Source organism: Arthrobacter sp. Edens01, assembly GCF_001307035.1.
In the GTDB taxonomy this organism is placed as follows: Bacteria; Actinomycetota; Actinomycetes; order Actinomycetales; family Micrococcaceae; genus Arthrobacter_B.
In genome coordinates, this window is sequence record NZ_LKIU01000002.1 from 398,421 (window position 1) to 423,579 (window position 25,159).

Here is a 25,159-nt window from a genome sequence, read left to right on the forward strand (position 1 = left end):
TGGCCGGGAACACACTCCGTCACGTGGGCCCGGGCCCGCGTGATGCCATCGGATGCCGTCGGACGGTGCGTCCCGGGCGCCTGCTGTGCAGTGCCGGGAGGAGGGCAGGGAAGAGTGCCGGGAAGAGGACAGGGAAGATCACCGTGCAACCTGGGGAGGGAAAACGCGCGCATCCGCCTGACTTGGGGTACTCTATGTGGGTAGCCAAGCGTCATATCGGTTCGCTGGCACCGCCCGCAGCTCCCCGACAGGAAGCCTCAGAGCAGGAACTTTGAAGTTCCGGCCTCAGGATCCGGGGTCGAGCTGGCAGGGGTTTCGATTACCGGGTAGACTTCTGTGTCCCCAATGCCCTATAGTAGATATTTGCTTCCCTCTCTTAACCTTCAGCCTTCATATAGCGGTGGGCTGTGTCACGGGCCAGGCGGCGTCCGGAGTGTTCATGCAGGCGTTTCTCGTAAACGCGGCAGACAGTTACGGTGCCCAAAACCCGTTCAGGACGCACGCGGACCAGGTCCGTCAGTGCAGAGTGGGAGCGCGAACACGCCTGAAGGTCTGTGGAAGGATCCCTCTTGGTCGCCTCGAGCACCTCTAATAATGCAACCGCTACCACTCCGGAGAACGCAGCTTCCCGGATTTCATTCGCAAAGATTCACGAACCGCTGGATGTTCCCAATCTTCTTGCCCTGCAGACAGACAGCTTTGACTGGCTTGTAGGCAACGAGCGCTGGAAGGAACGCCTGCGCAAGGCCCAGGAAGAGGGCGACGCGGGCTTCGCGACAACCTCCGGCCTCGCGGACATCTTCGAAGAAATCTCCCCGATTGAAGATTTCCAGGGCACCATGTCCCTGAGCTTCTCGGAGCCGGAATTCGCTGACCCGAAGTACACCATGGCCGAGTGCAAGGACCGGGACGCAACGTACTCGGCCCCGCTGTACGTTAAGGCCGAGTTCATGAACAACAACACGGGCGAAATCAAGCAGCAGACCGTGTTCATGGGCGACTTCCCGCTGATGACCGACAAGGGTACCTTCGTCATCAACGGCACCGAGCGCGTCGTCGTTTCCCAGCTGGTCCGGTCCCCGGGCGCCTACTTTGAGCGCGCCGCTGACAAGACCAGTGACAAGGACATCTACACCGCGAAGATCATCCCTTCCCGCGGTGCCTGGTTCGAACTTGAAATCGACAAGCGCGACCAGGTGGGCGTCCGCCTGGACCGCAAGCGCAAGCAGTCCGTCACCATCCTCCTGAAGGCCCTGGGCTGGACCGAAGGCCAGATCCTGGAGACGTTCGGCGAGTACGACTCGATCCGTGCAACCCTGGAGAAGGACCCCACGGAGACCCAGGAAGATGCCCTGCTGGACATCTACCGCAAGCTCCGTCCGGGAGAGCCGCCCACGGTCGAGGCTGCCAAGACGCTGCTGGAGAACCTGTACTTCAACCCGAAGCGCTACGATCTGGCCAAGGTTGGCCGTTACAAGATCAACCGCAAGCTCGGTGTCGAGAAGCCGATCGGTGACTCGGACGCTTCGGTACTGAACATCGATGACATTGTCGCGATGATCAAGTTCCTGGTGGCCCTGCACGCCGGCGAAAAGACCATCCCGGGCAAGCGCGACGGCCAGGACGTGGATATCCGCGTTGAGGTCGACGACATCGACCACTTCGGCAACCGCCGCATCCGCGCAGTCGGTGAACTGATCGAGAACCAGATCCGCACCGGCCTGTCCCGTATGGAGCGTGTTGTCCGCGAGCGGATGACCACCCAGGACGTCGAAGCCATCACGCCGCAGACGCTGATCAACATCCGTCCGGTCGTTGCTGCGATCAAGGAGTTCTTCGGAACCTCCCAGCTCTCGCAGTTCATGGACCAGAACAACCCGCTGGCCGGCCTGACGCACAAGCGCCGCCTGTCCGCGCTGGGCCCGGGCGGTCTGTCCCGTGACCGTGCAGGCATGGAAGTCCGTGACGTCCACCCCTCGCACTACGGCCGTATGTGCCCCATCGAAACCCCTGAAGGCCCGAACATTGGCCTGATCGGTTCGCTGGCGTCCTACGCCCGGATCAACGCCTTCGGCTTCATCGAGACCCCGTACCGCAAGGTTGTGGACGGCGTCGTTACCGATCAGGTTGATTACCTGACCGCAGATGACGAAGTTGAGCGCACCATCGCACAGGCAAACGCCCCGCTGCGCGAAGACATGCACTTCGAAGAGGACCTGGTCCTCGTCCGTGCCCGCGGCGGATCCGGCGAGCCCGTGCTCGTTGAGCCCGAAGGCGTGGAGTACATGGACGTTTCCCCGCGCCAGATGGTGTCGGTCGCAACGGCCCTGATCCCGTTCCTCGAGCATGACGATGCCAACCGTGCACTCATGGGTGCCAACATGCAGCGCCAGGCTGTTCCCCTGCTCCGTTCCGAGCGTCCCGTTGTGGGCACCGGCATGGAGAAGTACGCAGCCATCGACGCCGGCGACTCCGTCACCGCCGTCAAGGCCGGCGTCGTCACCGAAGTTTCGGCTGACCTGGTCACCGTCATGAACGACGACGGCACCGAGACCAGCTACCCGATCATGAAGTTCGCGCGCTCGAACCAGGGCAACGCCTACAACCAGCGCGTGATCGTCTCCGAGGGCACCCGGGTTGAGGTCCACGACGTCATCGCCGACGGTCCCTCCACCGATCAGGGTGAACTGGCCCTGGGCAAGAACCTGCTGGTCGCGTTCATGTCCTGGGAAGGCCACAACTACGAAGATGCCATCATCCTCTCGCAGCGCATGGTCTCCGACGATGTCCTGACCTCGATCCACATCGAGGAGCACGAGGTTGACGCCCGCGACACCAAGCTTGGTGCCGAGGAAATCACCCGTGACATCCCCAACGTGTCCGAGGAAGTGCTCTCGCAGCTCGACGAGCGCGGCATCATCCACATCGGTGCCGAGGTTGAAGCCGGCGACATCCTCGTTGGCCGCGTCACCCCGAAGGGCGAAACGGAACTGACCCCCGAAGAGCGCCTGCTGCGCGCCATCTTCGGCGAGAAGAGCCGCGAAGTCCGCGACACCTCCCTGAAGGTTCCCCACGGCGAGTCCGGAACCGTCATCGGCGTGCGCATCTTCGACCGCGACAACGACGACGAGCTGCCCCCGGGCGTAAACCAGCTGGTCCGCGTCTACGTGGCACACAAGCGCAAGATCACGGACGGCGATAAGCTGGCCGGCCGCCACGGCAACAAGGGCGTCATCTCCAAGATCCTCCCGATCGAGGACATGCCGTTCCTGGAAGACGGGACCCCCGTTGACATCGTCCTGAACCCGCTGGGTGTTCCGGGTCGAATGAACGTCGGCCAGGTTCTGGAAATCCACCTGGGCTGGGCTGCCAAGCAGGGCTGGAAGATCGAAGGCGAGCCGGACTGGGTCAAGGACCTGCCTGCACTGCCGCGTGAAACCGGTCCGACGACCGTTGCCACCCCGGTGTTCGACGGCGCCAGCGAGGATGAGATCACCAACCTCCTGGACTCCACGAACGTCACCCGCGACGGCGACCGCCTGATCGGTGCTTCCGGCAAGACCCGTCTGTTCGACGGCCGCTCCGGCCAGCCGTTCCCGGATCCGATTTCCGTTGGCTACATGTACATCCTGAAGCTGCACCACCTTGTCGATGACAAGATCCACGCTCGCTCCACAGGTCCGTACTCCATGATCACCCAGCAGCCGCTGGGTGGTAAGGCACAGTTCGGTGGCCAGCGCTTCGGTGAAATGGAAGTCTGGGCCCTGGAGGCCTACGGTGCCGCCTACACCCTGCAGGAACTGCTCACCATCAAGTCCGATGACATCCACGGCCGCGTCAAGGTCTACGAAGCCATCGTCAAGGGTGAGAACATCCCGGAGCCCGGCGTTCCGGAATCGTTCAAGGTGCTCATCAAGGAAATGCAGTCGCTCTGCCTGAACGTGGAAGTACTCTCCACCGAGGGCAACACGATTGAAATGCGTGACTCGGATGAAGAAGTCTTCCGGGCCGCGGAAGAGCTGGGTATTGATCTGTCCCGCGCAGAGCCGAGCTCAGTAGAAGAGGTTTAGGTTTCATCCGTCCTGGCTCCGCACCGGTGCCCGGAACGGCGGCAACGAAATTCCCAGCTCGCAGAGCTCGCAAGGAATATTAAAGCCGCCTTCCTCCGGACACCGGCGCGGGGCTGGGGTTGGATGGTTGCCTTCGCTTCTTCCCGTACCCGAGACATTCAGATTTAGAGAACAAGAGAGAACAGGGACCCATGTCCAACGATTCCACGTTCGGCCTCATGCGAATCGGCCTTGCCACTGCGGACGAAATCCGCAACTGGTCTTACGGCGAGGTCAAAAAGCCGGAAACCATCAACTACCGAACCCTGAAGCCGGAGAAGGACGGTCTTTTCTGCGAAAAGATCTTCGGTCCCTCCCGTGACTGGGAGTGCTACTGCGGCAAGTACAAGCGCGTGCGCTTCAAGGGCATCATCTGTGAGCGCTGCGGCGTCGAAGTTACCCGCGCAAAGGTTCGCCGCGAACGGATGGGCCACATTGAGCTCGCCGCTCCGGTAACCCACATCTGGTACTTCAAGGGTGTTCCCTCCCGCCTGGGCTACCTCCTTGACCTGGCTCCGAAGGACCTCGAAAAGGTCATCTACTTCGCTGCCTACATGATCACTTCGGTCGACGAAGAGAACCGCCACGCCGAACTGCCGAACCTGCAGGCCGAGCACGACCTGGAGCGCAAGCACCTGGTTGACCAGCGCGACTCCGACATCGCCGCGATCGCCAAGGACCTCGAAGGCGAACTGGCGCGCCTTGAAGGTGAAGGTGCGAAGGCAGCGGACAAGAAGAAGGCACGCGACTCCGCCGACCGCCAGATGGCCAAGGTCCGCCGCGACGCCGACAACAACATCGAGCGCCTCGAGCAGGTCTGGGAACGCTTCAAGAACCTCAAGGTCGGCGACCTCGAGGGCGACGAAGGCCTGTACCGCGAACTGCGCGACCGCTACGGCCTGTACTTCGAAGGCTCCATGGGTGCCGAAGCCATCAAGAAGCGTCTTGAGGACTTCGACATGCAGCAGGAGTCCGAGAACCTGCGCGAGATCATCCAGAACGGCAAGGGCCAGCGCAAGACGCGTGCCCTGAAGCGCCTGAAGGTTGTCAACGCGTTCCTCACCACGTCGAACAGCCCCATGGGCATGGTCCTCGACGCCGTTCCGGTGATCCCGCCGGAACTGCGCCCGATGGTGCAGCTGGACGGCGGCCGTTTCGCGACGTCCGACCTCAACGACCTGTACCGCCGCGTGATCAACCGCAACAACCGCCTGAAGCGCCTGCTCGATCTCGGTGCCCCCGAGATCATCGTGAACAACGAAAAGCGCATGCTCCAGGAAGCTGTTGACTCCCTGTTCGACAACGGCCGCCGCGGCCGTCCGGTCACCGGACCGGGCAACCGTCCGCTGAAGTCGCTCTCCGACATGCTCAAGGGCAAGCAGGGCCGGTTCCGCCAGAACCTGCTCGGCAAGCGCGTGGACTACTCCGGCCGTTCCGTGATCGTCGTTGGTCCGCAGCTGAAGCTGCACCAGTGTGGCCTGCCCAAGCAGATGGCACTGGAGCTCTTCAAGCCGTTCGTGATGAAGCGCCTGGTTGACCTCAACCACGCCCAGAACATCAAGAGCGCCAAGCGCATGGTCGAGCGATTCCGTCCGCAGGTCTGGGACGTGCTGGAAGAGATCATCACCGAACACCCGGTGCTGCTCAACCGTGCACCTACCCTGCACCGCCTCGGCATCCAGGCCTTCGAACCGCAGCTGGTTGAGGGCAAGGCACTGCAGCTTCACCCGCTGGTCTGTGGCGCATTCAACGCTGACTTCGACGGTGACCAGATGGCAGTACACCTGCCGCTGAGCCCCGAAGCACAGGCTGAAGCCCGCATCCTGATGCTGTCCTCGAACAACATCCTGAAGCCGTCGGACGGCCGCCCGGTCACCCTGCCTTCGCAGGATATGATCATCGGCCTGCACCACCTCACCACCAAGCGGGCAGACGCTGCCGGCGAAGGCCGTGTGTTCTCCTCGACGGCTGAAGCCGTTATGGCACACGACCTGGGCGAGCTGCACCTGAACGCACCGGTGCGGATCCGCGTTGACGGTTTTGTGCCCAGCGATGAGCAGCCGGCTCCGGAAGGCTGGGAAGAGGGCACTCCTGCGCTCATCCCGACCACCCTTGGCCAGGTGCTGTTCAACCAGACCCTGCCCGCGGACTACCCGTGGGTCGAGGCTGTTGCCGACAAGGGCCAGCTCTCCAAGATCGTCAACGATCTCGCTGAGCGGTACCCGAAGGTCGTCACCGCTGCCACGCTGGACAACCTGAAAGATGCCGGTTTCTACTGGGCCACGCGCTCGGGCGTTACCGTCGCCATCTCCGACATCGCTGCTCCGATCGACAAGCCGGCCATCATGGAGGTTTACGAAGCACGCGCTGCCAAGGTTGAAAGCCAGTACGGCAAGGGCCTGATCGCTGAAGACGAGCGCCGCCAGGAGCTCATCGACATCTGGAACCAGGCGACCAACGAGGTTGCCAAGGCTATGCGTGACAACATGCCGATCCAGAACAACATCAACCGCATGGTTTCCTCCGGTGCACGAGGCAACTGGCTGCAGGTCCGGCAGATTGCCGGTATCCGTGGCCTGGTGGCCAACCCGAAGGGCGAGATCATCCCGCGTCCGATCAAGTCCTCCTACCGTGAGGGCCTGTCGGTTCTGGAGTACTTCATCGCCACGCACGGTGCCCGTAAGGGTCTGGCCGATACCGCTCTGCGTACCGCCAACTCGGGTTACCTGACCCGTCGTCTGGTGGACGTTTCGCAGGACGTCATTGTCCGCGAAGAGGACTGCGGTACCGAGCGCGGCCTGAACGTCACCATTGCCGTTCCGGATCACAACGGTGAACTGGTGCTGCACGAAGAGGTCGAGAACTCGGCGTACGCCCGTACGCTGGCCACCGACGTCACCGATGCAGAAGGCAATGTCCTGGCCAAGGGCGGCGACGACGTCGGCGATGTGCTGATCGAGAAGCTGTTCAAGGCCGGCGTCACCGACATCAAGGTCCGCTCCGTGCTGACCTGTGAGTCGGCTGTCGGAACCTGCGCCCTCTGCTACGGCCGCTCGCTGGCCACCGGCAAGACCGTGGACATTGGCGAAGCCGTAGGCATCATCGCCGCACAGTCCATCGGTGAGCCCGGTACCCAGCTGACCATGCGTACCTTCCACACCGGTGGTGTTGCATCGGCCGAAGATATTACCCAGGGTCTGCCCCGTATCCAGGAGCTCTTCGAAGCACGTACCCCCAAGGGCGTTGCTCCGATCTCCGAGACGGCCGGCCGGGTCACCATCGAAGAGACCGACCGCCAGATGCGCCTGGTTGTCACTCCCGATGACGGCTCCGAGGAAATCGCGTACCCGGTCCTGCGCCGTGCCCGCCTGCTGGTTGCCGACGGCGACCACGTCGAGGTTGGCCAGCAGCTGGTTGCAGGTGCAGTGGATCCCAAGCAGATCCTCCGCATCCTCGGCCCGCGCAAGGCTCAGGAGTTCCTGGTGGACGAAGTCCAGCGCGTGTACCGCAGCCAGGGCGTAGGCATCCACGACAAGCACGTGGAAGTCATCGTCCGGCAGATGCTGCGCCGCGTAACCGTGATCGAATCCGGCGATTCCGACCTGCTCCCGGGTGAGCTGGCCGAGCGCCGCCGGTTCGAAAGCGAGAACCGCCGTGTGGTCTCCGAAGGACGCCGTCCGGCCGCTGGCCGTCCGGAACTGATGGGTATCACCAAGGCATCCCTGGCGACCGAGTCCTGGCTGTCCGCTGCTTCCTTCCAGGAAACCACCCGCGTCCTGACGCAGGCGGCCATGGAAGGCAAGAGCGATCCGCTGCTCGGCCTGAAGGAGAACGTCATCATCGGTAAGCTGATCCCGGCCGGAACGGGCCTGCCCCGTTACACCGAGGTCACGGTTGAACCGACTGAGGAAGCAAAGGCCAATCTCTTCACCGGCCCGAGCGCCTTCAGCGACTTCGACTACGCCGGAGTTGACGGTGGCCTTAGCCCCGAGTTCCACGCCATCCCGCTGGATGACTACGACATGGGCAGCGAGTTCCGCTAAGGCTGAAAAGCTAAAACGAACCGCACACCGCGAAGGAAGGACCCTGCCGAAAGGCGGGGTCCTTCCCCGTTTAAGTCCGTGGCCTGAGGCCATAGTTCCGGTAGGGGGATGAACTTTTTATCCGGGCGCAGAATTACGGAGACTCTCCAGCCTGACCGCCGCAGTACACACGGCGGGAGGCGCCGCCGTCGTATGCCAAAGTACTGGTATGGCCAATTCCCCCTCCGGCGACTCCATGGCGGAGCGCATCGTGCGCGTGATCTCGGCTTTCGACGCCGAGCGCCCCGCAATGCCGGTCGCCATGCTTGCGCGCAGGGCAGGACTGCCGCTGTCCACCGCCCACCGGCTGGCCGGGGAACTGGTTTCCCTGGGACTGCTGCAGCGGACGACGTCAGGTGAGTTACGGCTCGGCCTGCGGCTGTGGGAACTTGCCAGCCGCAGTTCATCTGCCCTGGACCTGAGACAGGTGGCGATGCCCTTTATGGAAGACATCCAGGCAGTCATCCGCCAGCACACGCAGCTCTCCGTGCTCCAGGAGGATGAGGTCCTCTTCATCGAGCGCCTTTCCAGCCGCGGATCAGTCTCCAACTTTGCAAAAGTGGCAGGGCGCCTGCCGCTGCACATCTCCTCCTCGGGAATGGTCCTGATGGCGCATTCGCCCCGCCATGTGCAGGAGGAATTCCTGAAGCGGCACCGTGATGCACCGCGCCCGTTCCCGGCAGCAGACGTCCTGCGCCGGCAGTGGGCCGGGATCCGCCGGGAGGGGTGCGCCACGCTGCCCGGCGTCGTAGACCCGGACACCACCGGAATCGCGGTACCTGTCTTCGGTCCCGAGGGGTCCGCCGTCGCAGCGCTGGGTGTGGTGGTGCCGCGCGGGCAGGAGAACACGGCAGCCACGGTACCTGCCCTCATGACGGCTGCGCGGGGGATCTCCCGGGGCCTTGGCACTGCTGCTTCAGAAGCCGGTCCGCGTAATGAGGGGCCCGCGGACTAGGACTCCGGGGGAGTTGTTCTCATTGAATGGGAAACGGCTCGCGCCGGGATTGTGCCGGTCCTCACACTGGAGAAAGGCGTTCCGCGCCCCCGTCCCGCCTGCCCGCATTAAAGGAGTCCTGCATTGGCTGCAGTCCGTACCGTCCTGAAGACCAAAGTCGGCATAGTCGGAGGTGGTCCTGCAGGACTGATGCTCTCCCACCTGCTGGCCCAGTCCGGCATCGAGAGCATTGTCGTGGAAAAGCGTGACCACGAAACCATCCGCACCACCCACCGTGCAGGCATCCTGGAACACGGCAGCGTCCGGATGCTGACCGAAGGCGGCGTCAGCAAGCGTGTGCTGACCGACGGCTACAAGCATGACGGAATCGACCTGCGCTTCGGCGGGGAAAGCCACCGGATCGATTTCGAAGACCTGGTGGGGGAGTCCGTCTGGCTCTACCCGCAGAACGAGGTCTTCGTGGACCTCGCCGCAGCGCGGGAGCGGGACAACGGAGACGTCCGCTATGCGGTCAGCGACACTGAAGTCCTGGACCAGACGACGTCCGTGCCCAAGATCCGTTTCACGGACGCTGAGGGAGCCGACTTCGAAATCCACTGCGACATCCTGGTTGGCGCTGACGGCTCCCAGGGCATCTGCAAGCGCTCCATCCCCAGGGAGCTGCGGACGGACAACTTCATCGAATACCCGTTCGCCTGGTTCGGCATCCTCACCGAAGCTCCGCCCAGCGCGCCCGAGCTTATCTATGCGAACTCCGAGCACGGCTTCGCGCTGATCAGCCAGCGCAATGACAACGTCCAGCGCATGTATTTCCAGTCCGATCCCAACGAGGATGCCGATGCCTGGAGCGATGAACAGATCTGGAATGAACTGCAGCGACGGGTCGACGGGCCGGACGGATTCCAGCTCAAGCGCGGTCCCATTTTCGAAAAGACCGTCCTGAAGTTCCGGTCCTACGTCTGCGAGCCGCTGCGCTACGGCAACATGTTCCTGGCCGGCGATGCCGGGCACACCGTTCCCCCCACCGGTGCCAAGGGCCTGAACCTGGCCCTGGCTGACGTCAAGGTCCTGCATGAGGCCATCGATTCCTTCTATGCGACAAAGTCCGCGGACCTGCTTGACGGTTACAGTGACAAGGCCCTGCAGCGGGTATGGAAGGCGCAGAACTTCTCCTACTGGATGACTTCGATGCTGCACACCCGTCCAGATGCCACGGACTTCGAGCGCAAGCGCGCGCTGGGTGAGCTGAACGGCGTCGTGTCTTCCCGCCACGGCCAGGCGTACCTTGCCGAGGCCTATACCGGCTGGCCGGAACACTAGGGTCTGTCAGCAAATGTTCACATTGTGAACGTCTGTACTAAGAGTGAACACGGGTGTACTGTGGGTTCCATCCACGGGATGCCTACCCATCGCGGGACGCAGCGACGCGTCCTGCCCTGACAGGAAGAAGGACCATGGACGAGAACACCATGGACACGGACAACGGTTCCGCGCTTGCGGAAGACCTCTTCGCGGACAGCCATGTCATCGAGCGGCTCGATGCCGCTGAGGCATCGCAGGACCAGATCTCCGATGAGATCCGGACAATCCACGAAGCGTACCGGAAGGGCGTGGAAAACGGTGCTGCTGAGGAAACCCAGCCGCGCGTGGACTTCCGTCCCTACCGCAGCTCGCTGCTGCGCCATCCCACCAAGAACCTGCACCACACCGACCCGGAGACCATTGAGCTGTGGTCGCCGGCGTTCGGGCACCAGGACGTGCATCCCCTGGAATCAAACCTGACCATCCAGCACAACGGTGAACCCCTGGGCGAGCGCATCATCGTGCGCGGACGGGTGCTCGACGGCGATGGCCGTCCGGTCCGCAACCAGCTGATCGAGGTATGGCAGGCCAACTCTGCCGGCCGCTACATTCACAAGCGGGACCAGCATCCGGCGCCGATCGATCCGAACTTCACCGGTGTCGGCCGTGCCATTACCGGTGATGACGGCTCCTACGAGTTCACCACCATCAAGCCCGGCCCCTACCCGTGGAAGAACCACTTCAACGCCTGGCGCCCGGCACACATCCACTTCTCCCTCTTCGGGACTGACTTCACCCAGCGCATGATCACCCAGATGTACTTCCCGGGTGATCCGCTCTTCGCACTGGATCCGATCTACCAGTCCATTACCGACCAGAAAGCCCGCGACCGCCTCGTGGCGACCTACGATCACGGCATCACCTCCCATGAGTGGGCCACCGGCTACAACTGGGACATCGTGCTGACCGGCAGCAACCGCACCTGGATGGAAGAAGAGGACGCAGAGTAATGAGCGAGAAACTCACCGCCACGCCCGGCCAGACTATTGGTCCCTTCTACGGCTATGCCCTCCCCTTCGAGAAGGGCGGGGAACTGCTGGCCCCGGGCCTGCCCGGGGCGATCCGGCTGCAGGGAACAGTCCGTGACGGAGCCGGAGACCCGATTCCCGACGCGCTGCTGGAGATCTGGCAGGCCGACGCAGACGGCAACATTCCGCAGAAGACCGGTTCGCTGGTCCGTGACGGCTACACGTTCACCGGCTGGGGCCGGGTCCCCGTTGACAACACCGGCAACTACACGTTCACCACGGTCAACCCCGGGCCAACCGAAGAAGGATCGGCGCCCTTCATCTCGGTGGTCATTTTTGCCCGCGGCCTGCTGAACAAGCTCCACACCCGGATGTACCTGCCGGAAGACGAAGCTGCCCTGGCCAGCGATCCGCTGCTGTCCTCCCTCCCGGAGGACCGCCGCCGCACCCTGATCGCCACCCGCGAAGCCGACGGCGGACTGCGCTGGGACATCAAGCTGCAGGGCGAAGACGAAACCGTCTTCCTCGCCTACCCGGAAGCGTAATCCCTTGGCCTCTGCGGAAACTGCCGACTACGGACTCCTGTCGCCGGCATGGGCCGGCACCCGCGCAGCCGCGCTGACCTCTGATGAGGCGCTGCTGCAGGCGATGCTCGACGTCGAACTCGAGTGGCTGCGGGTGCTCGCTTCCGCGGGCCTGATCGATGCGCATGTTCCCGACGCCGTTGCCCCGGCCTGCCAGGCCGCCCGCTATGACATTGCGGACCTGGCAGCCCGGGCGCAGGGCGGCGGTAACCCCGTCATTCCGCTGCTCGCAGACCTCCGGGCAATTGTCCGCGAAGAAGCTCCGGCAGCAGTGGGACCAATTCACAGAGCTGCCACCAGCCAGGACATCCTGGACACAGCACTCATGCTGATGTCGGCGCGGGCGCTGGAAACCATCCTCGCCGACGCCTACCGGGCCCAGGCGGGACTGGCCGCCCTCGCACGCGGCCACGCCGAAACCCTCAGCGTGGCGCGCACCCTCACCCAGCATTCGCTCCCGTCCACTTTCGGGCTCAAGGCAGCCCAGTGGCTCCACGGAATTGGGCAGGCAACGGCGGCGCTGGAGAGTGCAGCTGCGTCGCTGCCCCTGCAGTGGGGCGGAGCATCCGGCACCATGGCAGCGCTCACCGCAACGGTTGAAGGAACCCAGGCGTCGCCGCTCGATCTTGCTGCCGAGCTTGCCGCCCGCCTTGGCCTCGCCGATCCAGTGGCTCCGTGGCAGACCAACCGGCTTCCGGTCACGTCTCTGGGCACAGCCCTGGCGGACCTGCTGGCTGCCGCCGGGAAGGTTTCAAACGACGTTCTGCTCCTCAGCCGGCCGGAGATCGGAGAAGTCAGCGAGCCCCGGGCAGCCGGACGCGGCGGATCCTCCGCCATGCCGCAGAAGCAGAACCCCGTTCTTTCGGTGCTGATCCGCAGCGCTGCCCTGTCCGCCCCCGGCTACGCAGCGATGCTGCAGGCTGCCGCGGGCGCCGCCGACGATGAGCGTCCCGGCGGATCCTGGCATGTCGAATGGCAGGCACTGCGGCAGATGCTGCGGCTGGCCGGGGGAGCAGCAGCCAAACTCGCCGAACTCACCAGCGGTCTGCAGGTCCATACCGACGCTGTTGCCGGGAACCTCTCCCTCGCCGGCCCGCTCGTTGTCAGCGAGAAGGTCATGGCACGCGTGGCCCCGCTGCTGGACGCCGGTACGCCGGGCCAGGGAAAGAAGAAGGTCCAGGAACTGGTGTCCCGCTCACTGGCAGGCGAGGACTTCGCTGCGCTGCTGCGCTCGGCGGTTCCGGCCGAAGCCCTCAGCGATGCCGAAATCAAGGAGCTGCTGGACCCGGCAAATTACGTCGGCCAGTCCAGCGCACTGATCGAACGAATTATCTCGGCCTACCCCGGAAGGAACAACGCGTGAGCGTCCCGCAGATCAAAGCAACCCAGCTCTCCAACGCAGGCCCCTCTGCACCCGTGCTGATCGCCGGCCCTTCCCTGGGCACCTCCGGCACTGCACTCTGGGCCAGCACCGCGGCGCTGCTGGATGGTTTCACCGTCATCGCCTGGGACCTGCCCGGACACGGAAACAGCCCGGCCGCCGCCGACGGTTTCTCCATGGAAGAACTGGCCACCGCTGTATCCCGGCTTGTGGAAGGCGCCGTCTCTGCCGGCGATATCTCCGCGGCACAGGAGCTGCACTACGCCGGTGTCTCGCTGGGCGGAGCCGTGGGCCTGCAGCTGGGACTGGACTTCCCGTCCACCTTCAAGTCCCTGGCCATCCTGTGCTCCGGCGCGAAGATCGGCGACGCCGACAGCTGGGAAGCCCGCGCTGAGACCGTCCGGAACCAGGGCACGCCTGCGGTGCTGATTGGCTCGGCCCAGCGCTGGTTCGCCGAAGGGTTCATCGAACGCGAGAAGGGCGCCTCCGCGGCACTGCTTCACTCCCTCCAAGACGCCGACCGGTTCTCCTACGCCTTCTGCTGCCAGGCCCTGGCTGCCTTCGACGTCCGCAGCCGGCTGGCGGAGATCCAGGTCCCGGTCCTGGCCGTGGCCGGCGCCGAAGATGTGGTGACGCCTGCATCCTTCGCCGAACTGATCGCCGACGGCGTACCAGGCGGCCGTTCCGCCGTCGTCCCCGATGCCGCCCACCTGGTGCCTGCCGAACAGCCGGCCGATACCGCCGAACTGCTTGGCAGTTTCTTCCGCGCGGCACAGTAACCAACGCATCCGAGTACCCCTGAAGTCCAGAGAACAGGCAACACAGTGAACGAATCCTCCAGCGCCAAGACCCAGCAGGAAATCTACGACGAGGGCATGGCGGTACGCCGCGAAGTCCTGGGTGACGCCCACGTGGACCGCGCCAACGCAGCCAAGGATGACTTCACCACCGACTTCCAGGACATGATCACCCGCTACGCCTGGGGGACCATCTGGACCCGCCCCGGACTGGACCGGAAGATGCGCAGCGCCGTCACGCTCACCGCGCTCATCGCCCACGGACATCTGGAAGAACTCGCCATGCATGTCCGTGCAGCGCTGCGCAACGGGCTGACCCGGGACGAGATCAAGGAAATCCTGCTCCAGTCCGCCATCTACTGCAGCGTGCCGTCCGCCAACGCGGCCTTCAAGACGGCGCAGAACGTCTTCAGGGAACTCGACGCCGCTGAGAAATAAGGCTGGCACAAACAGCCGATCTCGGATAAATTCGCATCTTGTACGCATGTTCGCTGAATGAACATTCGGGGTTTTGCCCGGAACGATGCGTACAGGAACCAGCCAAAGGAGCCATGGTGAACCAGGCCTACATTTATGACGCCGTCCGCACTCCGTTCGGGCGCTTTGGCGGTGCCCTTGCAGGCATCCGGCCCGACGACCTCGCTGCGCAGGTGATTCAGGCCTCGGTGTCCCGCGCACCGGAACTTGATCCAGGACGGATCGACGAAGTCATCCTTGGCAACGCAAACGGTGCCGGTGAGGAAAACCGAAATGTGGCGCGGATGGCCACGCTGCTTGCAGGCCTCCCGGTATCAATTCCCGGCACGACGGTGAACCGCCTCTGCGGTTCCTCACTCGATGCCGCCATGATCGCTTCCCGCCAGATCAACACGGGAGAGGCCGACCTGATGCTGGTGGGCGGTGTTGAATCCATGAGCCGGGCGCCCTGGGTGCTCCCCAAGAATGAGAAGCCGTTCCCCGCCGGCGACCAGACCCTGGCGTCCACCACCCTCGGGTGGCGCCTGGTGAACCCGAACATGCCCAGGGAATGGACAGTTTCGCTGGGCGAAGCCACCGAGCAGCTGCGTGAAAAATACGGAATCACCCGAGAACGCCAGGATGAATTCGCCGCGAAGTCCCATGAGGCGGCAGCCCGCGCCTGGGATGAGGGCCGCTACGCGAACCTCACCATTGCGGTCGACGGCGCAGACCTGGCAAGGGATGAAAGCATCCGTGCCGGTTCCACGGTGGAAAAACTCGCAACCCTGAAAACGGTCTTCCGTCCGGTCTCCGATTCGCCTGCCGGCGGCACGGTCACGGCGGGCAACGCCTCGCCCCTGAACGACGGCGCCTCCGCCGCATGGCTGGGCAGTGAAGCAGCAGCGGGGATGCTGGGCCTGGCGCCCCTGGCCCGGATCGCAGGCCGGGGCGCTGCGGCCAATGAGCCCCAGTTCTTCGGCTACGCACCCGTCGAAGCGGCAAATACCGCGCTGAAGCGCGCGGGGATTTCCTGGGGTGACGTCGGTGCTGTGGAACTCAACGAGGCTTTTGCGGCACAGTCGCTGGCCTGCCTTGATGCGTGGGATATCGACCCGGACATCGTCAACGCCTGGGGCGGCGCCGTATCCATCGGGCATCCGCTGGGCGCCTCCGGCACCCGCATCCTGGGCACACTCGCCCGCCGGCTCGAAGCCACCGGCGAACGGTGGGGCGTCGCAGCCATTTGCATCGGCGTCGGGCAGGGCCTCGCCGTCGTACTCGAAAACATCAACGCCTAGGAGAACCGTGCTGAACATACTGCAGGATGTCGACGAAGCCGTCGCACCGATTTACGACGGAGCCACCGTGATGATCGGCGGATTCGGCAAAGCCGGACAGCCGGTTGAGCTCATTGAAGCGCTGCTGCGCCAGGGAGCGACAGACCTGACGGTCGTGAACAACAATGCCGGCAACGGAGAAGAGGGACTGGCGGCACTCATCGGCGCCGGCCGCGTCCGGAAAATTGTCTGCTCCTTCCCGAGGCAGTCCGACAGCCAGATCTTTGATGCGAAGTTCCGTGCCGGGGAGATCGAGCTGGAACTGGTGCCGCAGGGCAACCTTGCTGAACGCATCCGCGCCGCCGGAGCCGGCATCGGCGGGTTCTTCACCCCCACCGCCTACGGCACTCCGCTGGCGGAGGGCAAGGAAACCCGTGTCATCGACGGGCGCGGATATGTCTTCGAGACTCCTCTGCACGCGGACTTCGCGCTGGTGAAGGCACTTAAAGCTGACAAAGCCGGAAACCTGATCTACCGCAAGACTGCCCGCAACTTCGGCCCGATCATGGCGGCAGCGGCAAAGAACGCAATTGTCCAGGTGCGCCAGATCGTGGAAGTAGGCGGGATCGATCCGGAAACCGTCGTGACTCCAGGCATCTACGTCAACAGCCTGGTCCAGGTATCCCGCGAGAAAGAACCGGCAGCAGCATGAGCGAGAAGGCAGTGAATACCACCGTGAGCGAAAAACTGGACCGCAACTCCCTGGCAGAACTCGTTGCCGGGGACATTGCGCCGGGTTCCTTCGTCAACCTGGGCATCGGCCAGCCGACCCTGGTCTCCAACTACCTCAAGCCTGAGCAGCATGTCACCCTCCACACCGAGAACGGCATGCTGGGCATGGGTCCGGAGGCCCGCGGCGAGGAAATCGACGGTGACCTCATCAACGCAGGCAAGATCCCGGTCACGGAACTGCCCGGTGCGTCCTATTTCCACCACGCGGATTCATTCGCGATCATGCGCGGGGGACACCTGGACGTCTGCGTCCTTGGGGCCTTCCAGGTGTCTGCCACAGGCGACCTCGCCAACTGGCACACCGGCGCACCTGACGCGATTCCCGCCGTCGGTGGTGCCATGGACCTCGCCACCGGCGCCAAGGATGTCTACGTGATGATGTCCCTGTTCACCCGCGAGGGCGTGAGCAAGCTCGTGGCGGAGTGCTCCTACCCGCTCACCGGCGTTGGCTGCGTCACCCGCGTCTACACTAATGAGGCGGTCTTTCTCCTGAAGGAGGACGGGGTCCACGTTCGCGAGACCTACGGGATCAGCTTCGAGGAGCTTGCCGCGAAGGTGGACGTGCCGTTGATCGGCCCGTCAGCCGGTACCGACTAAGACCATCAGCGGGGGAGACATGAGCGAAACCATCGCGGCCAGTGACCAGTTCGTCCAGTCACTGGCCCGCGGCCTGGCCGTCATCCGGGCCTTCGACGCAGAACACGTCCAGATGACGCTGAGTGATGTCTCCCGCCGCACCGGCCTTACCCGGGCAACCGCCCGCCGGTTCCTGCTGACCCTGGTGGAACTGGGATATGTCCGCACGGACGGACGCAGCTTCGAGCTCACGGCCCTGGTGCTGCAGCTGGGTTATTCCTACCTGGCCGGGCAGTCGCTGCCCCAGCTGGCACAGCCGCTCCTGGAGGATCTCTCGCGGGAAATCCACGAATCGACCTCTGCCTCGATCCTGGACGGAAACGAGATTGTCTACGTTGCCAGGATCCATACCCGCCGGCTTATGACCGTGGGTATTACCGTTGGTACCCGCTTCCCCGCCTATGCGACTTCCATGGGCAGGGTGCTGCTGGCCGGACTGGACGCCGAAGCACTCAACGCCTACTTCGCCGCGGTGGAACTCACCCCGCTGACAGAGCGCACCATCACCACTGAGTCCGGGCTCCGTGCGGAGGTCCGGAAAGTGCGTGACCAGGGCTGGGCCGTGGTCGACCAGGAACTTGAACGGGGCCTTCGCTCGGTGGCAGTGCCCATCTTCAGCCCCGGCGGGGAAGTGATCGCTGCGCTGAATACCTCCATGCAGGCGACCCTTGGGCTTGACGGGCCTACACTGGAGGAAGCGGCGGCGCAGGTGCTGCCGCATTTGCAGGAGGCGTCACGGAAGATCACGCAGGCGCTGGCGGCACGGAGCTAAACCGAGCTAAACCGGTCCGCTGCAGCCCCGGATTAATCCAGCCGGGAAGTCTGCTAGACTGTTAATAATTGTTTGTGTGGCAGTGGATGAAGGCCGCTCGCATGTTCTCTCGGATTCCGTCTCCGAGGCGCGGGTGGGGGCCTGTTTCCGGGTTGCAGGGTTCTTGTGCAACGAATGCCACACTTTTGCACGCCTACGGTCGCTTCGGATCACGGAACGTCTCGGGGGTACTGCGGCAACAACTTTGAAAAGCCTCGCTGAGGGCCTGCAGGATGCGGGCCGGAGCAAGCGCAACCAGAGAATTTTTCTCGAGATAAAACGGAGAACTGATAAGTGCCTACGATTCAGCAGCTGGTCCGCAAGGGCCGCTCACCCAAGGTCTCCAAGACCAAGGCTCCTGCCCTTAAGGGCAGCCCGATGCGCCGTGGTGTGTGCACCCGTGTTTACACCACCACCCCGAAGAAGCCGAACTCGGCTCTGCGCAAGGTAGCCCGTGTCCGCCTCAACGGCGGCGTGGAAGTTACTGCCTACATCCCCGGTGTGGGTCACAACCTGCAGGAACACTCCATCGTGCTGGTCCGCGGTGGCCGTGTGAAGGACCTGCCCGGTGTCCGTTACAAGATCGTTCGCGGCGCACTGGACACCCAGGGTGTCAAGAACCGCAAGCAGGCTCGCAGCCGCTACGGCGCGAAGATGGAGAAGAAGTAATATGCCCCGCAAGGGTCCGGCCCCCAAGCGGCCGCTCGCAGTCGATCCCGTCTACGGCTCCCCGCTGGTCACGCAGCTGATCAACAAGGTCCTCGTCGACGGCAAGAAGTCCACCGCAGAGCGCATCGTTTACGGTGCACTTGCAGGCGCACAGGAGAAGACCGGCCAGGATCCGGTTGCAGCCCTGAAGAAGGCCATGGACAACATCAAGCCGAGCCTTGAGGTCAAGTCCCGCCGTGTTGGTGGCGCCACCTACCAGGTTCCGGTTGAGGTCAAGCCGGGCCGTGCAACCGCACTGGCCCTGCGCTGGCTGGTTGGCTACTCCAAGGCCCGCCGCGAGAAGACGATGACTGAGCGTCTGCGCAACGAAATCCTGGACGCCTCAAACGGTCTTGGTGCTGCTGTGAAGCGTCGCGAAGACACCCACAAGATGGCCGAGTCCAACAAGGCCTTCGCCCACTACCGCTGGTAATAAGCACCACGTACATCTTTTCAGCCAAGGCCCTGCGGCCCGCTTCGGCGGGCCCAGGGCCGAAGGCCGAATAGGTGACCGGCGGGGCCAGAACCAAAACTAGGGAGTAACCGTGGCACTGGACGTGCTTACCGACCTCAACAAGGTCCGCAACATCGGCATCATGGCGCACATTGATGCCGGCAAGACCACCACCACCGAGCGCATCCTGTTCTACACCGGTGTCAACCACAAGATTGGCGAAACGCACGACGGCGCTTCGACCATGGACTGGATGGCACAGGAGCAGGAGCGGGGTATCACCATTACCTCCGCAGCTACCACGTGCTACTGGGACAACAACCAGATCAACATCATCGACACGCCGGGTCACGTTGACTTCACTGTCGAGGTTGAGCGGTCCCTGCGCGTGCTTGACGGCGCCGTAGCCGTATTCGACGGCAAGGAAGGCGTGGAGCCGCAGTCTGAGACTGTCTGGCGCCAGGCTGACAAGTACAACGTTCCGCGTATCTGCTTCGTCAACAAGATGGACAAGCTGGGCGCCGACTTCTACTTCACCGTCGACACCATCATCAACCGCCTTGGCGCCAAGCCGCTGGTCCTCCAGCTGCCGATCGGTGCTGAAAGCGAATTCGAGGGCGTTGTTGACCTCCTCGAAATGCGTGCACTGACCTGGCGCGGCGACGCCAAGGGCGACGTGACCATGGGCGCCAAGTACGAAGTTGAGCCGATCCCCGCAGACCTGCAGGAAAAGGCCGAAGAGTACCGCGCCAAGCTCGTTGAAACCGTTGCCGAAGCCAGCGAAGAGCTGATGGAAAAGTACCTCGAAGGTGAAGAACTCACCGTTGAGGAACTGAAGGCCGGTATCCGCAAGCTGACCGTCAACTCCGAGGTCTACCCGGTGCTGTGCGGTTCCGCGTTCAAGAACCGCGGCGTTCAGCCGATGCTTGACGCCGTCGTCGCCTTCCTGCCGTCCCCGCTCGATGTCCCGAACATCAAGGGCCACGACATCCGCGACGAAGAGGTCATCCTCGAACGCGCCGCTGACGCTGATGCTCCGTTCTCCGCACTGGCATTCAAGGTTGTGACGCACCCGTTCTTCGGCCGTCTGACCTACATCCGCGTTTACTCCGGCAAGGCTGCTTCCGGCGCCCAGGTCATGAACTCGACCAAGCAGAAGAAGGAGCGCATCGGAAAGCTCTTCCAGATGCACGCCAACAAGGAGAACCCGGTGGATGAAATCACCACCGGCCACATCTATGCAGCCATCGGCCTGAAGGATACGACCACGGGCGACACCCTGTGCGACCTTCAGAACCCGATCGTCCTGGAATCGATGAGCTTCCCCGAGCCCGTCATCTCCGTGGCAATCGAGCCGAAGACCAAGGGTGACCAGGAGAAGCTCTCCACGGCCATCCAGAAGCTCTCCGAAGAGGACCCGACCTTCCAGGTCTCCCTCGACGAAGACACCGGCCAGACGATCATCGCCGGCATGGGCGAGCTCCACCTGGACATCCTGGTGGACCGCATGCGCCGCGAGTTCAAGGTTGAGGCAAACGTGGGCAAGCCCCAGGTTGCCTACCGCGAAACGATTCGCCGTACGGTCGAGCGCTACGACTACACGCACAAGAAGCAGACGGGTGGCTCCGGCCAGTTCGCAAAGATCCAGATTGCCATCGAGCCGCTGGATACTGCAGAAGGTGCGCTGTACGAGTTCGACAACAAGGTCACCGGTGGCCGTGTTCCGCGCGAGTACATCCCCTCCGTTGACCAGGGCATCCAGAGCGCCCTGAACGACGGCATCCTCGCCGGCTACCCGGTGGTGGGCATCAAGGCAACGCTGATTGACGGCGCTTACCACGATGTTGACTCCTCCGAAATGGCGTTCAAGATCGCCGGCCGCCAGGCTTTCAAGGAAGCTGCGAAGATGGCCAGCCCGGTTCTTCTGGAACCGATCATGGATGTCGAAGTCCGCACCCCTGAGGAATACATGGGTGAAGTCATCGGTGACATCAACTCGCGCCGCGGGCAGATGCAGTCGATGGAAGACGCCAGCGGCGTGAAGGTCATTCGTGCCCTCGTTCCGCTGTCCGGCATGTTCGGGTACATCGGTGACCTGCGGTCCAAGACCCAGGGCCGCGCCGTTTACTCGATGCAGTTCAACAGCTACGCAGAGGTCCCGAAGGCAGTAGCCGACGAGATCATCCAGAAGACGCGCGGCGAGTAAGACCAAGCCGGCGTTCCGGACATCCGGAACGCCGGCCGTGTGTGGCCCGTCCTAAGGGGAAACCCGGACGGACGGGCCGCACGGCCAGACTGGGCGGGACCTGCGGGAACCGTGGCACAAGGCAATTTCATCAAATAAACAGCCCCCAGTAGACTTGTATCGGATCAGTTGCGAGAAGCGCGGCTGGTGATTGAGTCTTCTAACCTTTCTAGGAGGAACCCGTGGCGAAGGCAAAGTTCGAGCGGACTAAGCCGCACGTCAACATCGGCACCATTGGTCACGTTGACCATGGAAAGACCACGTTGACCGCTGCCATTTCGAAGGTGCTTGCTGACAAGTACCCTGACCTGAACGAGCAGCGCGACTTCGCTGCTATTGACTCCGCGCCGGAAGAGCGCCAGCGCGGTATCACCATCAACATCTCGCACATTGAGTACCAGACCGAGAAGCGTCACTACGCACACGTTGACGCCCCGGGCCACGCTGACTACATCAAGAACATGATCACCGGTGCTGCTCAGATGGACGGCGCAATCCTCGTGGTTGCCGCTACTGACGGCCCGATGGCTCAGACCCGCGAGCACGTTCTGCTGGCCCGCCAGGTTGGTGTTCCCTACCTGCTGGTCGCACTGAACAAGTCCGACATGGTTGAGGACGAAGAACTCCTCGACCTCGTGGAAATGGAAGTTCGCGAACTGCTGAGCTCCCAGGAGTTCGACGGCGACAACGCTCCCGTCGTTCGCGTTTCCGGCCTGAAGGCACTGGAAGGCGACCCCAAGTGGGTTGCGTCCGTCGAAGAACTGATGGAAGCCGTTGACAACAACGTTCCTGACCCCGTTCGCGACAAGGACAAGCCGTTCCTGATGCCGATCGAGGACGTCTTCACCATCACCGGTCGTGGCACCGTTGTTACGGGCCGCGCCGAGCGCGGTACCCTCGCTATCAACTCCGAGGTCGAGATCGTTGGCATCCGCCCGATCCAGAAGACCACGGTTACCGGTATCGAGATGTTCCACAAGCAGCTTGACGAAGCATGGGCCGGCGAGAACTGTGGCCTGCTGCTCCGCGGCATCAAGCGCGAAGACGTAGAGCGTGGCCAGGTTGTCGTGAAGCCGGGTTCCATCACCCCGCACACCGACTTCGAGGCCAACGTCTACATCCTGTCCAAGGATGAAGGCGGCCGCCACAACCCGTTCTACTCGAACTACCGCCCGCAGTTCTACTTCCGCACCACCGACGTCACGGGTGTCATCACCCTGCCCGAGGGTACGGAAATGGTTATGCCCGGTGACAACACCGAAATGACCGTTGAACTGATCCAGCCGATCGCAATGGAAGAGGGCCTCGGCTTCGCTATCCGCGAAGGCGGCCGCACCGTTGGATCCGGCCGCGTCACCAAGATCATCAAGTAATTTGATCTATTGACGCTCGGACCATCCGGTTCAGCATTAAAGGGTCCCGCTGCTACGGCAGCGGGGCCCTTTTGCGTTCCCGGGTGACGCCGGCCAGCTGCTGCGCGACAGCTGTGCCGGCTTCCAGCCCCTGGGCGAAGGCGCGGACGGCGTTGAGTCCCGCGGCGGAGGCAGCACCGCCGATCACGGTGTGGGGCACGCCGGCGCGGCGAAGATCCCGCTGCAGGCGGGTGTTCTCCACCTGTCCCGCAGCGACAATGACCGCCTCCGCGGGGATGAGTTCCTCAGTGCCGCCGGCAGCGGTGATTTCAAGGCCGCCGGGAGCCAGCCCCCGGTAGCTCACGCCGGTGTACAGGCGGACCCCGGCGCTGCGCAGGGCCTGCAGTGCCGCCCAGCGCGTCGACGGTCCGATTCCTTCGCCGATGCGTCCGCCGCGGCGAAGCAGGGTGACGCACCGGCCGCCCGGCTGCGCGGTTCCGTCCCGCAGGTGTTCCCGCGCGAAACGTGCCCTTGCGGCATCCGTTGATTCCGGCCCGGAGCGGGGGAGTGCATGGGGCTGCAGGAGCAGGTGCGCCAGGTCCACGGCTATGCCTCCGGCGCCGACGACAGCGACCCGCCCGGGAAGAGCATCCGGGTCGGCGAACGCCTGGTGGTAGTCCAAAACGGGCACACCGCCGGAACCGGCCAGCCGGACTGCGCGGGGCAGGACACCGGTGGCGTCCAGCACGTGGTCGAAGCCGGCCAGGTGCACCGCACCGGCACGGAATCCGGTGCGGATCTTCACGCCCAGGCGGGGCAGTTCCACACTGAAATAACGGATTGTCTCGTCGAAGTCGGCTTTGCCGGGCACCAAACGGGCTAGGCGGAACTGCCCTCCCAGCTCCGCTTCGGCTTCGAAAAGGACTACTTGAATACCCGCGGCGGCCAGCGTGGCAGCAGCCTGCATTCCGGCAGGTCCACCACCGACTACAGCGGCACGTGCTCTGTCTCCGGAAATGCGCCCGGTTAAACGGAGGGCAGGATAGTCCAGTTCACGCCCGGCACGCGGATTCACCAGGCAGGAAACAGGTTCAGTTCCCAGCGACCTGTCGATGCACGCCTCATTGCAGGCAATACAGGTATTCACCAGATCCATCCGTCCGGCCTCGGTCTTCGCCAGGATCCGGGGATCCGCCAGAAACGGCCGCGCCATCGACACGAAGTCCACGGTTCCGTCCGTGAGCACAGCCTCCGCCTGGGCCACGGAGTTTATCCGGTTGGAACCAATCACCGGGACGCTGAGTCCCTGCCCGCGCAGGTTCCTGCGGATCCGGCCGGCGACCGGCAGCCAGCTGCCGTGGGGTACCAGCGCCTGGACCGTTGGTGTCCGTGATTCATGCCAGCCGATGCCAATATTGAGTGCGTCGGCACCTGCGCGTGCCAGGGCCGCTGCCAGTGCCAGATGTTCCCTGGGCGGGCCGCTGCCTTCAACCAGGTCATCGCCGGACATCCGGAAGATTACCGGAAAGCCGGAGCCCGCTCCCTCACGGACTGCAGCCAGCACCGCCAGCGGAAATGCCTGACGGCGCTCCGCGTCTCCGCCCCATTCATCGTCCCGCAGGTTTGTCAGCGGGGAAGCGAACTGGTTGACCAGATAACCTTCGGAGCCCATGATTTCGACCGCATCAAAGCCCAGTTCACGGGCCAGCGACGCCGCGGCGGCGAAGTCCTGGACGGTGCGCGCGATGTCGGACTCGTTCATGGCACGCGGCAGGACGCTGGAATAGGCGGACCACACAGCCGATGGCGCCAGTGGCTGCAGCCCGTAGGTGTCCTGGAAGCCGTAGCGCCCGGCGTGGAACAGCTGCAGGGCGAGCCGCCCGCCGGCGTCGTGCACTGCCTCCAGCGCTGAGCGAGCGGCTTTGAGGAAAGGCTTTTCGGCGCTGACAAGGTAGGTACTGCCGCCGGAACCCTCCCGGTTGACGGCAGCACCTCCCGTGACGATCAGTGCCGCTCCGGCAGCAGCGCGCTCCCCGTAGAAGGCGGCGAGAGCCTGGGGATTGGACTCGAAGTTCAGATGCATGGAGCCCATGATGATCCGGTGCGGCAGGGCGAGCCCGCCTATGCCGCCGGGTGAGAACACGTGCGGAAAGCTGCGGACTCCCAGCCGCGGATCATCGGGCACCG

The 25,159-nt window shown here is 63.7% G+C and carries 18 protein-coding genes; 17 read left to right on the forward strand and 1 reads right to left on the reverse strand.

Annotated features, from left to right (window positions below):
- Nucleotides 1–569 precede the first annotated feature (569 nt).
- The 17 genes from rpoB to tuf all read left to right on the forward strand — a co-directional run bounded on the left by rpoB (nt 570) and on the right by tuf (nt 22,993).
- On the forward strand, nt 570–4,070 hold the full coding sequence (gene rpoB / locus AO716_RS02280; RefSeq protein WP_055239329.1) for a DNA-directed RNA polymerase subunit beta: 3,501 nt from the start codon (nt 570–572) through the stop codon (nt 4,068–4,070).
- A gap of 191 nt (nt 4,071–4,261) precedes the next feature.
- The gene (locus AO716_RS02285; RefSeq protein WP_055239330.1) at nt 4,262–8,152 is read left to right on the forward strand and encodes a DNA-directed RNA polymerase subunit beta'; all 3,891 of its coding nucleotides are present in this window, start codon (nt 4,262–4,264) and stop codon (nt 8,150–8,152) included.
- A 208-nt stretch (nt 8,153–8,360) separates the two neighbouring features.
- Nucleotides 8,361–9,146, forward strand: a complete 786-nt coding sequence (locus tag AO716_RS02290; RefSeq protein ID WP_055239331.1) for an IclR family transcriptional regulator — start codon at nt 8,361–8,363, stop codon at nt 9,144–9,146.
- A 123-nt stretch (nt 9,147–9,269) separates the two neighbouring features.
- Entirely contained in the window at nt 9,270–10,466 is a 1,197-nt protein-coding gene (locus tag AO716_RS02295; protein ID WP_055239332.1) for a 4-hydroxybenzoate 3-monooxygenase, read from the forward strand.
- Between the two features lie 134 nt (nt 10,467–10,600).
- Nucleotides 10,601–11,458, forward strand: coding sequence for a protocatechuate 3,4-dioxygenase subunit beta (pcaH, locus tag AO716_RS02300; RefSeq protein ID WP_055239333.1), 858 nt, complete (start codon nt 10,601–10,603; stop codon nt 11,456–11,458).
- Nucleotides 11,458–12,021: a protocatechuate 3,4-dioxygenase subunit alpha gene (gene pcaG, locus AO716_RS02305; RefSeq protein WP_055239334.1), complete on the forward strand. Its 564-nt coding sequence runs from the start codon at nt 11,458–11,460 to the stop codon at nt 12,019–12,021. The genes pcaH and pcaG overlap by 1 nt, the downstream gene beginning before the upstream one ends.
- Before the next feature lie 4 nt (nt 12,022–12,025).
- Nucleotides 12,026–13,423 carry a lyase family protein gene (locus AO716_RS02310; protein WP_055239335.1) on the forward strand — a complete coding sequence of 466 codons (1,398 nt, stop codon included), beginning with the start codon at nt 12,026–12,028 and terminating at the stop codon, nt 13,421–13,423.
- The gene (locus tag AO716_RS02315) at nt 13,420–14,220 is read left to right on the forward strand and encodes an alpha/beta fold hydrolase (protein WP_055239336.1); all 801 of its coding nucleotides are present in this window, start codon (nt 13,420–13,422) and stop codon (nt 14,218–14,220) included. The genes AO716_RS02310 and AO716_RS02315 overlap by 4 nt, the downstream gene beginning before the upstream one ends.
- Before the next feature lie 45 nt (nt 14,221–14,265).
- Nucleotides 14,266–14,676, forward strand: a complete 411-nt coding sequence (gene pcaC / locus AO716_RS02320) for a 4-carboxymuconolactone decarboxylase (RefSeq protein ID WP_055239337.1) — start codon at nt 14,266–14,268, stop codon at nt 14,674–14,676.
- A gap of 116 nt (nt 14,677–14,792) precedes the next feature.
- Nucleotides 14,793–15,995, forward strand: a complete 1,203-nt coding sequence (locus AO716_RS02325) for a thiolase family protein (RefSeq protein ID WP_055239734.1) — start codon at nt 14,793–14,795, stop codon at nt 15,993–15,995.
- Nucleotides 15,996–16,002: 7 nt separating this feature from the next.
- The gene (locus tag AO716_RS02330) at nt 16,003–16,686 is read left to right on the forward strand and encodes a 3-oxoacid CoA-transferase subunit A (protein ID WP_055239338.1); all 684 of its coding nucleotides are present in this window, start codon (nt 16,003–16,005) and stop codon (nt 16,684–16,686) included.
- Nucleotides 16,683–17,363, forward strand: coding sequence for a 3-oxoacid CoA-transferase subunit B (locus AO716_RS02335; RefSeq protein ID WP_055239339.1), 681 nt, complete (start codon nt 16,683–16,685; stop codon nt 17,361–17,363). The genes AO716_RS02330 and AO716_RS02335 overlap by 4 nt, the downstream gene beginning before the upstream one ends.
- Before the next feature lie 19 nt (nt 17,364–17,382).
- Complete coding sequence (locus tag AO716_RS02340) at nt 17,383–18,174, forward strand: IclR family transcriptional regulator domain-containing protein (RefSeq protein WP_055239340.1); 792 nt, start codon at nt 17,383–17,385, stop codon at nt 18,172–18,174.
- Between the two features lie 333 nt (nt 18,175–18,507).
- Nucleotides 18,508–18,882, forward strand: a complete 375-nt coding sequence (rpsL, locus tag AO716_RS02345; protein ID WP_055239341.1) for a 30S ribosomal protein S12 — start codon at nt 18,508–18,510, stop codon at nt 18,880–18,882.
- A gap of 1 nt (nt 18,883) precedes the next feature.
- On the forward strand, nt 18,884–19,354 hold the full coding sequence (rpsG, locus tag AO716_RS02350) for a 30S ribosomal protein S7 (protein WP_055239342.1): 471 nt from the start codon (nt 18,884–18,886) through the stop codon (nt 19,352–19,354).
- A 112-nt stretch (nt 19,355–19,466) separates the two neighbouring features.
- Complete coding sequence (fusA, locus tag AO716_RS02355; RefSeq protein WP_055239343.1) at nt 19,467–21,581, forward strand: elongation factor G; 2,115 nt, start codon at nt 19,467–19,469, stop codon at nt 21,579–21,581.
- A gap of 221 nt (nt 21,582–21,802) precedes the next feature.
- Nucleotides 21,803–22,993 carry an elongation factor Tu gene (tuf, locus tag AO716_RS02360; protein WP_055239344.1) on the forward strand — a complete coding sequence of 397 codons (1,191 nt, stop codon included), beginning with the start codon at nt 21,803–21,805 and terminating at the stop codon, nt 22,991–22,993.
- A 52-nt stretch (nt 22,994–23,045) separates the two neighbouring features.
- Here the strand turns inward: tuf and AO716_RS02365 are convergent, their stop codons facing one another.
- Nucleotides 23,046–25,157, reverse strand: coding sequence for an FAD-dependent oxidoreductase (locus AO716_RS02365; RefSeq protein WP_200907574.1), 2,112 nt, complete (start codon nt 25,155–25,157; stop codon nt 23,046–23,048).
- Nucleotides 25,158–25,159 lie beyond the last annotated feature (2 nt).

Bases quoted from the DNA above. Each gene is read 5' to 3' on its own strand.
- pcaH (WP_055239333.1), top strand. From the start codon at position 10,601: ATGGACGAGAACACCATGGACACGGACAACGGTTCCGCGCTTGCGGAA.
- AO716_RS02290 (WP_055239331.1), top strand. From the start codon at position 8,361: ATGGCCAATTCCCCCTCCGGCGACTCCATGGCGGAGCGCATCGTGCGC.
- AO716_RS02335 (WP_055239339.1), top strand. From the start codon at position 16,683: ATGAGCGAGAAGGCAGTGAATACCACCGTGAGCGAAAAACTGGACCGC.
- rpsG (WP_055239342.1), top strand. From the start codon at position 18,884: ATGCCCCGCAAGGGTCCGGCCCCCAAGCGGCCGCTCGCAGTCGATCCC.
- AO716_RS02285 (WP_055239330.1), top strand. From the start codon at position 4,262: ATGTCCAACGATTCCACGTTCGGCCTCATGCGAATCGGCCTTGCCACT.
- AO716_RS02340 (WP_055239340.1), top strand. From the start codon at position 17,383: ATGAGCGAAACCATCGCGGCCAGTGACCAGTTCGTCCAGTCACTGGCC.
- pcaG (WP_055239334.1), top strand. From the start codon at position 11,458: ATGAGCGAGAAACTCACCGCCACGCCCGGCCAGACTATTGGTCCCTTC.